13 protein-coding genes are annotated in these 15,829 nt (G+C 49.4%); 10 read left to right on the top strand and 3 right to left on the bottom strand.

The genetic code is table 11. The annotated features are described in order from the left end of the window. Position 1: 1 nt before the first annotated feature. Positions 2 to 1,150, bottom strand: a complete 1,149-nt coding sequence (locus WBJ53_RS21190) for a hypothetical protein (RefSeq protein WP_338877215.1) — start codon at positions 1,148 to 1,150, stop codon at positions 2 to 4. Positions 1,151 to 1,341: 191 nt separating this feature from the next. On the opposite strand from WBJ53_RS21190, the gene WBJ53_RS21185 reads away from it, so the two are divergent. Both WBJ53_RS21185 and WBJ53_RS21180 read left to right on the top strand, forming a co-directional pair. Beyond that, a complete protein-coding gene (locus tag WBJ53_RS21185) occupies positions 1,342 to 3,015 on the top strand; it encodes an altronate dehydratase family protein (protein ID WP_338869838.1) in 1,674 nt (557 codons plus the stop codon). A gap of 65 nt (positions 3,016 to 3,080) precedes the next feature. Next, complete coding sequence (locus tag WBJ53_RS21180; protein WP_338869836.1) at positions 3,081 to 3,854, top strand: SDR family oxidoreductase; 774 nt, start codon at positions 3,081 to 3,083, stop codon at positions 3,852 to 3,854. A gap of 90 nt (positions 3,855 to 3,944) precedes the next feature. On the opposite strand, the gene WBJ53_RS21175 is transcribed toward WBJ53_RS21180, so the two are convergent. Further along, complete coding sequence (locus WBJ53_RS21175) at positions 3,945 to 4,634, bottom strand: DUF1295 domain-containing protein (protein WP_338869834.1); 690 nt, start codon at positions 4,632 to 4,634, stop codon at positions 3,945 to 3,947. Positions 4,635 to 4,863: 229 nt separating this feature from the next. On the opposite strand from WBJ53_RS21175, the gene WBJ53_RS21170 reads away from it, so the two are divergent. The 8 genes from WBJ53_RS21170 (at position 4,864) to WBJ53_RS21135 (ending at position 12,086) form a co-directional block, all read left to right on the top strand. Next, positions 4,864 to 5,718 carry a fumarylacetoacetate hydrolase family protein gene (locus tag WBJ53_RS21170; protein WP_338869832.1) on the top strand — a complete coding sequence of 285 codons (855 nt, stop codon included), beginning with the start codon at positions 4,864 to 4,866 and terminating at the stop codon, positions 5,716 to 5,718. A gap of 59 nt (positions 5,719 to 5,777) precedes the next feature. Then, positions 5,778 to 6,605 (top strand): amidohydrolase family protein, encoded by an 828-nt coding sequence (locus WBJ53_RS21165; protein ID WP_338869830.1) that lies wholly within the window; start codon positions 5,778 to 5,780, stop codon positions 6,603 to 6,605. A 31-nt stretch (positions 6,606 to 6,636) separates the two neighbouring features. Next, complete coding sequence (locus WBJ53_RS21160; RefSeq protein WP_338869829.1) at positions 6,637 to 7,422, top strand: SDR family oxidoreductase; 786 nt, start codon at positions 6,637 to 6,639, stop codon at positions 7,420 to 7,422. A gap of 94 nt (positions 7,423 to 7,516) precedes the next feature. Then, the gene (gene fucP / locus WBJ53_RS21155; RefSeq protein ID WP_338869827.1) at positions 7,517 to 8,911 is read left to right on the top strand and encodes an L-fucose:H+ symporter permease; all 1,395 of its coding nucleotides are present in this window, start codon (positions 7,517 to 7,519) and stop codon (positions 8,909 to 8,911) included. Positions 8,912 to 8,913: 2 nt separating this feature from the next. Continuing rightward, positions 8,914 to 9,240, top strand: coding sequence for an L-rhamnose mutarotase (locus WBJ53_RS21150; RefSeq protein WP_338869825.1), 327 nt, complete (start codon positions 8,914 to 8,916; stop codon positions 9,238 to 9,240). 131 nt (positions 9,241 to 9,371) lie between these two features. Beyond that, a complete protein-coding gene (locus tag WBJ53_RS21145) occupies positions 9,372 to 9,863 on the top strand; it encodes a hypothetical protein (RefSeq protein ID WP_338869823.1) in 492 nt (163 codons plus the stop codon). After that, positions 9,841 to 10,041, top strand: a complete 201-nt coding sequence (locus WBJ53_RS21140; protein WP_338869822.1) for a helix-turn-helix transcriptional regulator — start codon at positions 9,841 to 9,843, stop codon at positions 10,039 to 10,041. Before WBJ53_RS21145 ends, WBJ53_RS21140 begins: the two co-directional genes overlap by 23 nt. 110 nt (positions 10,042 to 10,151) lie before the next feature. Beyond that, the gene (locus WBJ53_RS21135) at positions 10,152 to 12,086 is read left to right on the top strand and encodes a CocE/NonD family hydrolase (RefSeq protein ID WP_338869820.1); all 1,935 of its coding nucleotides are present in this window, start codon (positions 10,152 to 10,154) and stop codon (positions 12,084 to 12,086) included. Between the two features lie 202 nt (positions 12,087 to 12,288). On the opposite strand, the gene WBJ53_RS21130 is transcribed toward WBJ53_RS21135, so the two are convergent. Then, complete coding sequence (locus WBJ53_RS21130) at positions 12,289 to 15,732, bottom strand: carbohydrate-binding protein (protein ID WP_338869819.1); 3,444 nt, start codon at positions 15,730 to 15,732, stop codon at positions 12,289 to 12,291. Positions 15,733 to 15,829 lie beyond the last annotated feature (97 nt).

Below are 15,829 nucleotides of genomic sequence, written 5' to 3'. Positions count from 1 at the left end.
GTCAAATTCGGATAAAGAGTTTTCGGCGGTACATCCACCAAAGAATCAGGTAAAACACGGCAAGGGTAGCAGCCCCAATTAGCAGTTGTTCATAAGCTGGTCCAAAAATCAGGAAAGGACCATGACCGAGATGGGTATAAAAAGAATTAATAATGAAACGGTCAATTAAATGAACCAGGCAATAGATAGCAATAGAGTTCATACCCACCACCACGAACGGAAAAGCCCAGCCCCGTCGGCCAGCTACGTCGATTACGTAATAAAACAAGGTCAATAGCCAGAAACACCAGCCACCGCTGAACAAAACCCAGGCTGGTGTCCAGATTCGTTTCACAATGGGGCAAATACCGGCTACGTGCAGCAGCACTCCACCAGCAATACCAATGGCTCCGGCAATCAGAAAATGCCGGATGATGTCGCCTTGCGATAACCCCGACCGTAGCCACCGTCCGGCCTGTAGCCCTAACAGCATTGTGCCAAGTGTGGGAATAAAACTCAGCGTAGCATAGCCCCCACCGTTGAACAGAAATGGGCTTTTTCGCGGGAACAAATTAAGAAACCATTTGTCAAAAGCCCAGGCCAGATTGCTGTTCTTATTAAAATGCGCCATCAGTCCCGTGTAATGTTCAGTCCAGTCGGGCGAAACGCCTACCTGATCGTAATCGAAGGCGGAACCGGGCGTCGGATAAAGAATAAACGCCAGCCAGTAACCAAATAGAATCAGGCCAAAGGCAATCCAGGTTGTTCGGGACGAGGTTCGGCCAAGTAGAAACAAAAACGGATAGCCGAGGCCAATTTGGGTTAGCGTATCTTCAAAGGTGAAGTAGGTTTGTTCGGCGTGGGTAGAGCGCAGAAAAATGCCCAGCAGAATAAGAATCAATGATCGCCGTAGCGCGTGGCCGAACTGCACAGTGAAGGATTGCCCCAACCTGGCGCGACTTGCGATGGAATAAGGCAGGGCGACGCCAACCAGAAACGAAAATGACGGCTGAATAAGGTCGTGTAAGGAACAGCCAGCCCATTCGACATGGCTTTGATGATGAGCCAGAAAAGCCCAGAACGAACTATTGGGGAAGGCCTCGTGTAGCCGATGAAAACTCAGTAGTTCGGCTGCCATTAACGTCATAACGAAGCCACGATAGGCATCCATGGACATCAGGCGACCTGCCGGAAAGGCGGTTTGACTTGCTGTAGAAGGAAGGGACATTGGAAAGGAATAAATCAGAGGCCAAAACTTGGGATTGATGCGCACATTCGCAATAGAAGAGTACAAAGTTTTTTAGGAAAGGGTGGTATATTTCGGAGTCTTGCGTCTCTTACAGTTAAAAAATAACTTTTCTGATGTCTGCCCGTGTGCTTAAAGTTCACCCTGCCGATAATGTTATTGTTGCGCTTCGCAATCTGTCGGCTGGTGAACAAATTGAGTTTGAGAATACCGTCTATGAGCTTCCTTATGCCGTTGGAGCCAAACACAAATTTGTAACGGAAGACCGGCAGATCGGCGATCCGATAATTATGTATGGTGTTTTGGTCGGAAAGGCAACCCAACCTATCCGTCGGGGTGAGCCCATCACTACCTTTAATCTGAAACATGATGCCGATCGTTATGGGCTCGATAAAAAACAACCGTATTCGTGGCAACCACCCAATGTTTCGATGTGGCAGGGACGTACGTTTATGGGTTATCACCGGGCCGATGGCAGTGTAGGTACACGAAATTACTGGCTGGTGGTGCCGCTGGTGTTTTGCGAGAACCGGAATGTGCTGATTCTGAAAGACGCTTTCGAACGGGAACTGGGCTATGCGCAGCCCGAAACCTATCGCGAGCAGGTACACGAGCTGTTGAGCCTGTATCGGGCTGGCGACTTGAGCACCATCAAAAAGATGGAACCGTTTGTCGACGAATCGCAGAACAAAACGCTGAACCATACGCGCCAGCAGTCCAGTCGGCCTTTCAGAAACATTGATGGCATCAAGTTCCTGACCCATGAAATGGGGTGTGGCGGTACTCGGCAGGATTCTGCTTACCTGTGCTCGCTGCTGGCGGGGTTTATTAACAACCCTAATGTGGCCGGTGCTACGGTGCTGAGCCTGGGCTGTCAGCATTTGCAGGTCGATATGATTTCGGCAGAAATAAAACGTCAGAATCCAAAGTTCGACAAGCCATTGTTGTTATTCGAACAGCAGGCTGGAACCGAGTATGCACTGATGTCGCAGGCCGTAAAGGAAACCTTTTTGGGCCTTGTCGAAGTCAATAAACTAGAGCGGCAGCCCGCTCCCCTGAGCGCTCTGACGGTTGGCCTTAAATGTGGTGGCTCCGATGGCTTTTCGGGCATTTCGGCGAATCCGGCTATTGGGCACCTGTCGGATATTATCGTTGAATTGGGCGGTAAAACCGTACTGGCCGAATTTCCGGAACTGAACGGGGTAGAGCAGGAACTGATCAACCGCACCCTCGAAGAGGCAAAAGCGCAGAAGTTTATCGATCTGATGGGCACCTATTCGGCACAGGCCGAAGCCGTTGGGTCGGGTTTCGATATGAACCCGTCGCCCGGAAATATCAAAGACGGCTTAATTACCGATGCCATTAAATCGGCTGGAGCGGCTAAAAAAGGCGGAACAGCACCCGTTGCCGATGTGCTGGATTATGCCGAACCCGTAACCACGCCCGGCCTGAACCTGCTCTGTACTCCCGGCAATGATGTTGAAGCTACTACAGGTATGGCTGGTTCGGGAACGAACGTTATTTTGTTTACTACAGGGCTTGGCACACCAACCGGTAATCCGGTTAGCCCAGTCGTTAAAATCTCGACCAATACGGCCCTCAAAAACCGGATGCCTGATGTGATCGATTTCGACAGTGGCCCGATTGTCGATGGACAGCAAACGATCGAACAAAATGCCAATGCACTACTGGAGTATATTATCCACCTGGCTTCTGGCGACGAAATTACCCAGGCCGAACGGCTCGGACAAGACGATTTTATCCCCTGGAAACGGGGTGTTTCTTTATAAGTTGTGAATGGTTGAGTGAATAACGCTATCGCTCAATCACTCATTCGCTCAATCACAAATTGAAAATGTTCTCACTCGACAATAAAACAGCCCTTGTAACGGGCGGAGCCAGTGGCATTGGGCTGGCCATTACTCAAACGTTTGCCGATGCAGGGGCAACCGTTCACATTCTGGAAATTAATCAGGAACTGGCACAACAGGTTGTTAGCGATATTACGGAGTCGGGAGGTAAGGTACAAGCCCATACCGTCGATGTATCGGATCAGGCTCAGGTAGTGGCGTTGATTAATCAGATTGCAGAACAGGGACCGATTCATATTCTGGTGAATAATGCGGGAGTGGCTCATGTTGGGCAGGCCGACACAACGTCGGAAGCTGATTTTGATCGAATTTTTCGTATAAATGTAAAGGGTGTCTATAACTGCCTCTACGCTACCATTCCGCACTTTAAGGCCAATGGGGGTGGGGTTATACTCAATATGGCATCGGTGGCCGCATCGGTAGGGATTCCCGATCGTTTTGCCTATTCAATGAGCAAAGGTGCCGTACTGACCATGACGTTATCGGTTGCAAAAGATTATCTGAAAGATAACATCCGTTGCAACTGCATTTCGCCGGGGCGGGTGCATACGCCTTTTGTAGATGGTTTTCTGGCTAAAAATTATCCGGGTCGGGAGGCCGAAATGTTTGAAAAACTGTCGAAAACGCAACCAATTGGCCGCATGGCGCAGCCTAAAGAAGTTGGTGCGCTGGCACTATATCTTTGCTCCGACGAAGGCAGTTTTATTACCGGTACCGACTACCCAATCGACGGTGGTTTTATTCGGTTGAATACCTGATATTGCTGCTGTTGTGTTTCTAAACGTAGTCCTGATGCTTATAGGCATCAGGACTATTTTTTTTGGGGCCTGTTACCGTTCGTTGCCTGCCTAATAAATGAATGGAATAAACTTGCTGGTTTGCCGGGCATACTGGTCAAACTGGTTTCCGTATTTCTGCCGAAGATAGCTATCGAGTTTTGGGATATTGTAGAACACAAAAAAGCAGAACAGAAAAAGAGGAATTGACATCGAATACCAGTTTCGGGTGATAATGGCATAAGCACTTACCCAAACCAGATCGCCAAAATAATTGATGTGCATGGCATAGCGAAAAAGACCCTGCGTATAAAGCTGGCCTTTATTGACCGGGTTCTTTTTCCATTTGTCTCGTAATAATTCTCCCAGCGTATTTATGGCACTCCCAAGCAGAAACAGAGCTATTGCTCCATAGTCTAACCAATCAACAGGACGATCGGTAGGTAAAACAAATAACGAATAGCCGACGAAATAGAGCGCGAAGGCAAAGGGTACGCTCAGGCTTTCTTCCCAGGGGATTTTTCGTTTCAGGAAAACAAACATTGTGAAGGCGATCCTGAGAAATACGATCAGGTTAAACGCAAAAAGAATTGTTCGCCTGTCAATCGCAACGCGCGCGTTTTGAATACCCCATGTCTGTTGGACATACTCTCCTCCCTGCTGGAATAAGAGCCAGTAAGAAGTGTATATGGCTACCAGTTCCAGAATATGGATAACTAGTTTCTGAGGAATGCTTTTGCTTTTTTGGCTATATAAATCCATATGCTTTCGGGATCTAAAATATCGATCAATACTATACCTTCAAAAAACAAACAACAAGTGCAGACTGAAGCATAACCGATCGGTATAACGCCCAACTGGTAGATTAACTGTTTTTGCAGACAAGTTTCTTTTCCTGAAAAAACATACTTGACGAACAAAGTGGGTTTGCGGCAGAATGGTTAAACTTGCGGCCTAGTCTGCTTTTCCTGTCAACGTATCTTTTTTTTACATGAAACTATTTCGCTTCGGCCAGCCCGATCATGAGCATCCTGGCGTGGTGTTACCCTCGGGGCAGCACATCGATGTAACACATTTTGGTGAAGATTTTGACGAATCGTTTTTTGCCAGCAATGGCCCCGAACGCCTGAAACACTGGCTCGATTCGCACGCTCAGACTTGCCCCGAAGTTTCGGCCGATGAGCGTTTCGGCCCATGCGTGAAACGTCCTTCCAAAATTTTGTGTGTAGGATTGAATTACGCAAAACACGCAGCCGAAACCAATGCTCCTGTGCCGGCAGAACCTATCCTTTTCTACAAAGCTACCACCGCCCTTTGCGGTCCTAACGATAATGTGGTGATTCCGAAGCGGTCTGAAAAAACCGACTGGGAGGTCGAACTGGCCATTGTTATCGGTAAAAAAGCCAGCTATGTCGAGCTAGACAACGCTATGGAATATGTGGCGGGCTATGCCCTGCACAACGATTATAGCGAACGCGCCTGGCAACTCGAACGGGGTGGACAGTGGGTGAAAGGGAAAAGTGCCGATACGTTTGCCCCACTGGGTCCGTATCTGGTAACGAAAGACGAAATAGCTGATCCCAATGCCCTGCATCTCTGGCTCGATCTGAATGGCGAACGTTTGCAGGATTCCAATACCGACGATATGATTTTCAATGTGCCAACGCTTGTGAGCTACATCAGCCAGTTTATGACCCTGCTGCCCGGCGATGTGATCTCGACCGGAACACCCGCTGGTGTTGGCATGGGCCTGAAACCACAGCGTTACCTCAAACCCGGCGATGTTGTTGAACTGGGTATCGAGGGACTGGGTGTGCAAAAACAGACAGCGGTTAGTTATCAGTGAAGAGTGTAACGTGTAGAGTATAGAATACAACAGATTTTTTCACTCTTCACTTTTTAGCTATGATTATTGACGCTCACCAGCATTTCTGGCATTTTGACCCCGTTCGTGATAGCTGGATTACGGATGATATGGCCGTAATTCAGCGCGATTTTTTGCCGGCCGATCTGGAGCCGGTGCTAACCGAAAACGGAGTCGACGGCTGCGTGGCCGTTCAGGCATCGCAGTCGGAAGACGAAACCATGTTTTTGGTTAGCATGGCTCAGAACTACGACTTCGTTAAAGGCGTCGTTGGCTGGGTTGACCTGCAATCGCCAACGCTCTATAACCGACTCGAAATATTTTCTGCATTTGAAGAAATTAAAGGCTTGCGGCATGTGGCACAGGCCGAACCCGACGATTTTCTGATGCGGCCGTCGGTCATTAAAGGTATCCGGCAACTGGCGGCTTTTGACCTGACCTACGATATTCTGATCTATCCGACGCAGCTGAAAGCCGCTTTGCATCTGGTACGCGAAGTGCCGGAAGTTAACTTCGTAATCGACCATCTGGCCAAGCCCTATATCAAAAGGCAGGAAATCAGCCGCTGGTCGAACTTTATGACCGAAATCGCCAAACAGCCGAATGTGTCGTGTAAGGTGTCGGGCATGGTTACCGAAGCCAACTGGCATAACTGGGGCAAAAAAGATTTCTTTCCGTATCTGGATGTCGTATTCGAACAGTTTGGACCTGATCGGCTCCTGTTTGGTTCCGACTGGCCGGTTTGTCTGGTTGCGGCCAATTATACGCAGGTCAAAAACCTGATTGACGAATACGTAGCTCCCTGGGGCGACGAAGTTCGATCAAAAGTTATGGGCGCTAATGCCGTTGAGTTTTATAATCTAACCTAACGTTGGATAGCTAACATCCAGTTTCAACGAAATGAATTTAAACCTACACGATAAAATTATCCTTGTTACGGGCGGGGCAAAGGGCATTGGCGAAGGGATCTCAACGGTATTGGCAGCCGAAGGCGCTATTCCAGTCATCATTGGGCGTAATGAAGCCGACAACCTGAAAACTGTTGACGCCATTCGGGCCAATGGTGGACAGGCCCATCAGTTTGCGGCCGAGCTAACTCAACCGGAAGCGTGCCAGCGCGCTGTTGAACAAACGCTGGCTCAGTTCGGACGCATCGACGGACTGGTGAATAATGCGGGTGTGAACGATGGCGTTGGGCTCGAAAAGGGGAGTTATGAGGGGTTTATTGCATCGTTGCATAAAAACCTGGTGCATTACTACCTGATGGCTCATTATGCCTTACCTGCGCTGAAAGAATCGAAAGGGCCAATTGTGAATATTGGCTCGAAAGTAGCCGAGACCGGCCAGGGAAATACATCGGCCTATGCAGCCGCCAATGGCGGACGTAATGCACTTACGCGCGAATGGGCCGTTGAATTGTTGCCATACGGCATTCGGGTCAACTGCGTTATTGTGGCCGAAAGCTGGACACCACTCTATGCTAACTGGATTAAAACGTTGCCGAACCCGGAAGAAAAACTGAAGCAGATTGTTTCGAAAATTCCGTTCGAACACCGAATGACAACTACTGAAGAGCTGGCCAATATGGTTGCGTTTTTGCTGTCGGATAAGTCAAGTCATACCACTGGGCAGTTAATCCACGTCGATGGTGGGTATACGCATCTCGACCGCGCCATTACTGATTGATTACCAATAAGTAAGCAACGTTTATTGGCCACGTCGGCTGTTCGATGTGGCCAATAAAATAATCTCATTCTTATAGACCCTAAACAACATATCAATGCCTCTCGGACCCGCTCCCGATAACGTAAAACTAAAATCTGATCAGGCAACCGGTAGCTACGGAGTTGCATTTGCGCTTGTTACGAGCCTGTTTTTCCTGTGGGGGTTAGCCAATAGTCTCAACGGATCGCTCATTAAACAGTTTCAGATAGCGCTGGATCTGAACCGATTTCAGGCTGGTATCGTCGATTTTGCTTTTTATCTGGGCTATTTTTTCATGGCCTTGCCTGCTGGCTATGTGATGCGTCGGTTCGGTTACAAACGGGGTATTCTGTTTGGCTTGTTGCTCTATGGGGGCGGTGCTTTTCTGTTTTATCCGGCTGCCGAAGTGCGGGTCTATGGCTTTTTCCTACTGGCTCTGTTTACAATGGCCTGCGGTATTGCTTTTCTGGAAACGGCCGCCAATCTCTACGTAACCGTATTGGGCGATCCGTCCAAATCGGAGTGGCGATTGAATTTTTCGCAGTCCTTCAACGGCATCAGCATCATTCTGGGACCGATCATTGGCGCATTGTTCATCTTCTCTAAAACCGAATACACACCCGAAATGCTACAGGCAATGGCTCCTGCCCAGGCCGAAGCCATCCGGGTTGAAGAAGCCCTCTCCGTACAGGGCCCCTATCTGGTTATTGGGTCGATTATTGCTTTCGTGACCATTCTGTTTGCCATCACGAAAATGCCCGAAGTTGGAGCCGAAGAGGAGCAGGCTGCGGGTAAAACGTCGATCTGGGGGGTGATGCGCCATCGGCATTTGGCATTGGGCGTTATTGCCCAGTTTGCGAATGTGGGTGCTCAGGCGACACTCTGGGGCTATTTTGTGGATCTGAAACTCGATTTCTCCCGCGATGGGCACTGGGCGTTGGCCCAGGCCTATATGAACGCCATCAATTCGCTGACTGGCTCACCTACCGATTTGTCGGCTACGCAGATTGCCGGTTTTCATGCCTCGTTCGCGCTGGTGTTGTTCATGCTCGGCCGGTTTGTGGGTACCTCGCTCATGACGCGGATTCGCCCGAATGTCGTACTGGCGATCTACGCGGGTGGTGCCGTTCTGATGGTAATAATTGCGATGTTGGCCGGTGGTCTGACCGCCGTAATTGCCCTGAGCTTTACGTACTTCTTTCAGTCGATTCAATTCCCGACGATTTTTGCGCTGGCGACCAAAGGGCTGGGCGCTGAGTCGAAAATTGGGTCGTCGCTGGTGATAATGAGTATTGTGGGCGGTGCGCTGATGCCGCTGGTGGCTGGTGCATTGTTTGCCAATGGTGCTGTTTATGCGCTTCTGGTTCCGCTGGTTTGTTTTGCCTACATCGTGTTTTATGCCATGCAGGGGTATCGGATCAATTCCAGTGATTTACATAACCCTAACATCGCTCCCGAAGTGGCACCCTGATTATGCGATACTGTTTTGCTCTCGACCTTAAAGACGATCCGAAGCTGATTGCCGAGTACGAGCAATACCATAAAAAGCTCCGGCCCGAAATTGAAGCCAGCATCCGTGAGTCGGGCATTACCGAAATGGAGATTTACCGGATCGGTAAGCGTCTGTTCATGATCATGGAAACCGACGAAACATTTTCGTTCGAGGCAAAGGCTGCTGCCGATGCGGCAAATCCGAAGGTGCAGGAGTGGGAAGCGCTGATGTGGACGTATCAGCAGGCGCTGCCCATGGCCAAACCCGGCGAAAAATGGGTGCTTATGGATCAGATTTTTAAGATGTAGCCATACTTGACTACGTATAGATTGCCGGTCTTACACAAGACCGGCAATTTTTTTTCTTAATTTTTGTAAAGTAAACTTTACAATATGGAAACTTTACTTTACGTTTGATCTGTAAAAAACAAACAGAGATCATGAAAACAAAATGGTTATTTCCGCATCGCTTCCGGCTGATTGGCTGGCTGATTTTTGTGCCCTCGGTAGTATTGGGGCTGGCAAATCTCTATGCAGATTTTAAGATTAGCTGGTTAGATATCAGTTGGTTAAGTAAGCCTATGACGATAACGTCAGGTAACTCAATAATGCACTTGCTGGAAAATCAGGATATGACGGATGAAGTAGCCGCCATTGGAGTCATTCTGGGACTTCTGTTCATTGCGTTCTCGCGGGAGAAAGTAGAAGATGAGATGATAAGCCAGCTACGGCTCGAAGCCCTGCAATGGAGCGTATATGCTAACTATCTGATTTTAGTGATTGCCATTCTTACTGTTTATGATGGCGCTTTTTTTAGCGTGATGATCTATAACATGTTCACTGTATTATTGGTCTTCATCATACGCTTCCGCTGGCTTATTTTTGGAACATCCATCCATCATGCACGTTATGAAAAACCGACTGAAAGTTGAACGAGCCGAACAAAACCTATCGCAAAACGACCTGGCCGAACGGATTGGGGTCAGTCGCCAAACGATCAACTCCATTGAAACGGGCCGTTATGTTCCATCGACGATTCTGGCTCTCAAGCTGGCGCAGGTGTTTGACAAACCCGTAGAGCACATCTTTACGCTCGACGAAACTGATTAATCCTCCATTGTTGAGGAGGTATGAAGCTATTGCTTTTCTGAAGAGTCTGTAGTGAGAAAACGGCGCATTATCTTTGCAGCAGTTTACACCCTCTTAACTCCATCAGCTCCATGAAAAACTGGCTATATGGCTTGCTTGCGCTTGCTCTTATTCAATCGGCCATTGCTCAGACAGCCCCCGCGCCCAGCTACGTTCGCGATAATTACCAGAAGTTCGAGTATAAAATTCCGATGCGCGACGGCACCAAACTACACACGGCCGTTTATGTTCCCAAAGATGCCTCGCCGGCGAAAAAATACCCATTTCTGATGCAGCGTACCTGCTACAGCGTGGCTCCCTATGGCCCTGATGCCTATCCGGGGCAGATAGGCCCGTCGGGAACGTTGATGCGCGATAAATTTATTTTCGTCTATCAGGATGTGCGCGGGCGCTGGATGTCGGAAGGCACCTGGACCAATATGACGCCAACCGTAACCGATCAGCAAGAAAAAGCCGCAGCACGGGCCGATGCCAAAAAGAAAGGCAAAGCCCCCGCCCGACAGTCGGCGCTGGCGGTCGATGAGAGTTCCGATACGTACGACACCATTGAATGGCTGCTCAAAAACGTTCCGAACAACAATGGTCGCGTTGGCCAGTGGGGAATCAGTTATCCCGGTTTTTATACCATTGCCGGAGCTGTTGCGGCTCACCCTGCCCTGAAAGCGTCGTCGCCACAGGCACCCGTGTCGGATTTCTTCTTCGACGATTTTCACCACAACGGAGCCTTTATTCAGGCGTATATTTTCACGTTTCCCGTTTTTGGGGTTCAGCACCCGCACCCAACTACCGAAGCCTGGTATAACGACCAGTTTATTCATACCGGCACCAAAGATGGTTTCCAGTGGCAGTATGATCTGGGACCGCTGAAAAATGCCGACAAATATTACAGCAATAACTTCTACTGGCAGGAAACGGTCGATCATCCGAACTATGACGAATTCTGGCAGAAACGCAGCATTATTCCGCATCTCAAAAACATCAACCATGCGCTTATGACCGTAGGGGGCTGGTTCGATGCCGAAGATCTGTACGGACCGCTGAACATCTATAAAACAGTCGAAAAAAATAATCCAGGCACCTACAATACAATCGTTATGGGCCCGTTTGGGCATGGTCGGTGGTCGCGTGAAACGGGTCATACATTGCATAGCAATATTTATTTTGGCGATAGCATTGCTACATTTTACCAGCGGAATATCGAAGCAAAATTCTTCGATCATTTTCTGAAAGGCCCCGGCGATGGCAAAACAGGTTTGCCCGAAGCTTATCTGTTCAATACCGGACGCAACGAATGGCGCACGTTCGATAAATGGCCTGCCGCCAATGCGCAGACCGTGCCGTTTTATCTGGCCAGCAATGGGCAGTTGAAAACCGATAACTCAGGTGCAGGGAAGGGCTTTTCGGAGTTTATCAGTGATCCCATGAAACCGGTTCCGTATACCGAAGACATTACGACGACGCAGGGTTTTACGCCGTTCAACTACATGTCGGAAGATCAGCGGTTTGCTGGCCGACGGCCCGATGTGCTGACATTTCAGACCGATGTGCTGACCGAAGACCTGACGCTGGGGGGCGAAATAACGGCTAAACTGAAAGTAAGTACAACAGGTACCGATGCCGACTGGGTTGTGAAGCTAATCGATGTGTATCCGCCCGACGAACCGAATCATCCGTATATGCCCAATAAAAATATTACACTGGGCAACTACCAGCAAATGGTTCGATCGGAGGCTATGCGCGGACGATTCCGTAATTCGTTTGAGAAGCCCGAACCGTTTAAGCCAGGTGAAATAACCGACGTTACGTTCCGGCTACAGGATGTGTTGCATACCTTCAAAAAAGGGCACCGGGTTATGATTCAGGTACAGAGCACCTGGTTCCCACTGATTGACCGGAATCCGCAAAAATACGTCGATAATATTTTTAAGGCCAATGCCGACGATTTTCAGAAAGCCACCCACCGCGTATACGACAACTCGGTGATTGAAGTACAGGTATTGAAATAAGAAACGTCATTGGTTGCTGGTCGTAGACGCGGACCTCAGTCATCCGCGATACAATCGCGGACGAGCATAAGAGTACAACTAATTGTCCACAGAGGCACGAGGGCACAAAGAATCGTCAATAGCAATTCTTTGTGCCCTCTGTGCCTCTGTGGACAATACATTTAAAAACCATCAGCCAATGTGACTAATGACAAATGACCGCCTATTCGACCTTCAGCACTTTGCGCATAACGCGGTCGCTGTCCTGTTTTACTTCCAGAATATAGGTGCCAACGGGTAGGTGAGTCAGGTCCATTTTGGTCGAGAATTGCCCTCCTGTTTTCGATACACTCAGTTGACGGTGTAGCCGCCCCGAACCCGCATCGAACAGGTTTACGTTGAGCGGACTGCTGCTGGACCGTTCGAGCTGAATTGTAACAAAATCGGCCGTTGGATTCGGATAAATCTGAATGACTTCATCCAGAGATTTCGCTTCAGTAACAGATGTAGCAACACGGGCATTGGGTGCGGTTGTGCCTGCTACCACGAACATTGGCGTTTCGGTAACCGTAAGCTGAAGTTGTCCCTGATTGGTACTGACTACTTCCAGCGTCATGTCGTTGCTACCTACCGTTGGCCGATAAATCTGTGCCTGGGTAGCCGTTCCCAGATCAAGCGTGTAGGTTGCCGTTCGACCCACTTCATCCGGTACAACCAGCACATACGCCGATTTGCCGTCTAGTTCGTACCGGTCTACAATTGGGTCGCTGTTGATTGTTTGTTTATACGAGTAGTTGCCAAAGAGCTTATTGGTCTGATACAGATAATCGGCCGCTGGACGACGGGTCAGGTTATCGCCATTGGCCAAACCCGAAGTGCCAAACATCCCCCCCGACGAATTGTCGTCGTAGAGTTGATAGAAGAACAGTTTTTCGATACCCTGGCGGGCATAGAAAAGGGCCGTCCGCAAAATCCAGTCGCCCTGGGTTTCGAGTGCCGATTTAGTACCGATGGGAATGGCGCGCAGGGGGCTTTGCTGGTTTACATCATAACCGGCTTCAGTAATCCAGACCGGCATATCATAAGACTGAAGGTGAGCTGTTTTCCGGAAATCGGCGGCAATCTGATTAACGGTGGTCACTTCGGGAGCGGCTCCCCGCGTTGAACCACCACTTTGCGACGATGAGGTATTATCGGTATACATATGGTAGTTGATCACATCCCAGCACAGGTCAACGCTACCGTCGGCTTTGTAGCCCCGGTACTGTTTGCACCAGTCGATCATCCCTTTTATATAATCGGACCCCATCGAGGCTGAAGCCAGACCTCCAATTACTACTTTCACGGTAGGGTCGGCATTTTTTACACCAACTCCGGCCCCCATTGTGTTTTTATGGCCATCATAAAATGCCGATAGGTTAGCGGCATATTCGCGGGCAGTCTGATAGGCTTTGCGGCCTTTCCACCATTTGTCGCGCTCGTTGTCGCACTCGATGTATTTGATGAGTCCCAGCCCAATTTTAATTGAATTAGGCGTATCGCCAGTCCAGCGAGGGGTTGTGTTAACACTAAGAAGAGCCGGATCGATATTGGTATTGCTACCATAGCGGGCAATGTACTGGAAAGCGGCTTTCGCCTGTTCGATATACGACGTTGGATCAGCAAAATCTTTACCATAGCGAACGGGTACGTTTTCGGCATCGCGCTGGTCGGTAGGGTAGGTGTTTACCATCCAGTCGGGCAGGGTTTTCAGGCAGGCCAATACCTCGATGCCTTCGGCTTGGCAGCGTTCGTAGATGGCGTCGTAGTTCCAGCCACCGCTCAGGGTCGGATTGTAGGAGTAATCGCCTTCGTTGGCTTCCAGCTTGTTCCAGTCCATGTAGTGCCGAACACCCGAGAAGCTTTTCACGATGTTCATCTTCGCTTCGTTGATCTGCCAGGGCGAGTTGCCATCTTCGAAGTTCCATTCGTAGGCATTCACACCCAGCATGTCTTTCAGCCTGACCGATTTGGCCGGTGCCGGAGTCTGCGCTATGGTCGATGGTGTGTAGGAGCCATACAACTCCATTTCGGTTGGGAAAGCGCCACCCGTATTAATCACCAGATAGCGGGCATTGCTGATCGGCTGATCGAGTTTGAACTGTAAATTACCCGTTGTCGACCGGTTGGGGTAGGGACCAACCCAGGCCGCATATTGTTCGCCCGTGAATGTGGCTATCGGAATCCGCTGCCACTGATCGGTAATGATCGAGAGCGTCATCGGATTGTCGGTGAAAATGCCCGTAAAATCGTAGAACCGAATGCTTTCAATGCTCATCGACTCGCCGGTCAGTAGCGGATAGTAGGCGTCGTAATTGGGTAGCACTTTACCCCATCCTGTTTCAACATTCACGTCCGTAACGCCATCAAACAGCCCCTGAAGCCCATTGCTCGCATTCGTAAGCTGATACCAGCGGCCAGCCTCAATCGGAATTTTTTTATCGGGCGAGATGATGGATGACGGATTCACGACCTGCTGACGAGACACATCGTCGGCTGCCAGAAATGATGTCGAAGCCGCCTGCGAAGCCGTGATAGTGGCTGTGCCCGAGCTAACAACCGTTGCTTTCCAGATTCCGGATGCGTTGGATACCGAAACGACCGATGGATTCGACGATGCAAACGTAATCGGTGTTTCGGCATTGGTACTGGTCGCTACCAGGTTGTATTCACCATCGTCGGTTGTTTTGTCGGGCAGGGCGTCGAACGTAATAACGGCCGGACTCAGCACAACACCGCCCTGCGAAACGTTGAACCAGTTGAAATTCCAGGCTCCCCGAACGGCATAAAAACGCAATACCTGGCTACCAGCAGGCAGGGTAGCTGTTGTGGAAACAGTAGTCCAGTTTTGCCAGCCGTAAGTGCGGGGGACATCCACACTGCCCAATACAGAACCCGACTCTGAGCGAATTTCGATCAGGCCATTGCCATAGCTATTGGCCACCCGAAACTGAAACGTATACACCCCGGCCGATGGAGCACTAACATTGAAATCCATCCAGTCATTATCATCGATGTAGCCAATATCCTGGCCACCGCCATCGTCGGAAGTGGTTTCGGGCCGGACATCGGTGCTGACATCGAAGGTCTCGGCTTCAATTTTTCCTAAAATAGAACGGCTTTCGGCTGCTTCGAACCAGTTTAAGTTCCAGGCCCCCGTTACAACGTAGATACGAAGCGTTTGTGTACCGGCTGTCAGATGGGCCGTAGCGCCAATTGTTTGCCAGCTCTGAATGCCACCTGTGCGGGGCACATTGACTGTGGTGATAACACTACCATCTGCGTTTCGGAGCTGAAACTGGGCACCATCGCTCCAGCCATTGGCAACTCTGAATCGAAGGGTATACACCCCGTTGGCCGGAACCGTTACCGAATAATCCATCCAGTCGCCGTCGTCGATATTACCAACATTTTGGCCACCCCCATCGTCAGCCGTCGTTTCGGTCTGAATACCCTGCATAGCAGTATAATTTTCAGCTTCGACGCGGCCAGGCAGCGAAATTGTTGTGGTTTGAAGCAGCGATGTGAATAGGCTATAGTCGGATGGGTTTAGATTTTTTCCAGAAGTGAACAACGCCCCCCCGACTACTATAGCACCGATATAAAAATACAGTAAACGTTTTTTCATTTTTAGGACTTTACAAAGGATAAATTTGAATGTTACTTATATGTCACTAAAATTAAATAATTTTTTTTGAATATGCTTTTTAGTTGAAAAAATTTAA

The organism is Spirosoma sp. SC4-14 (assembly GCF_037201965.1).
GTDB lineage: Bacteria > Bacteroidota > Bacteroidia > Cytophagales > Spirosomataceae > Spirosoma.
This window is presented reverse-complemented; position numbering and strand designations above follow the sequence as displayed.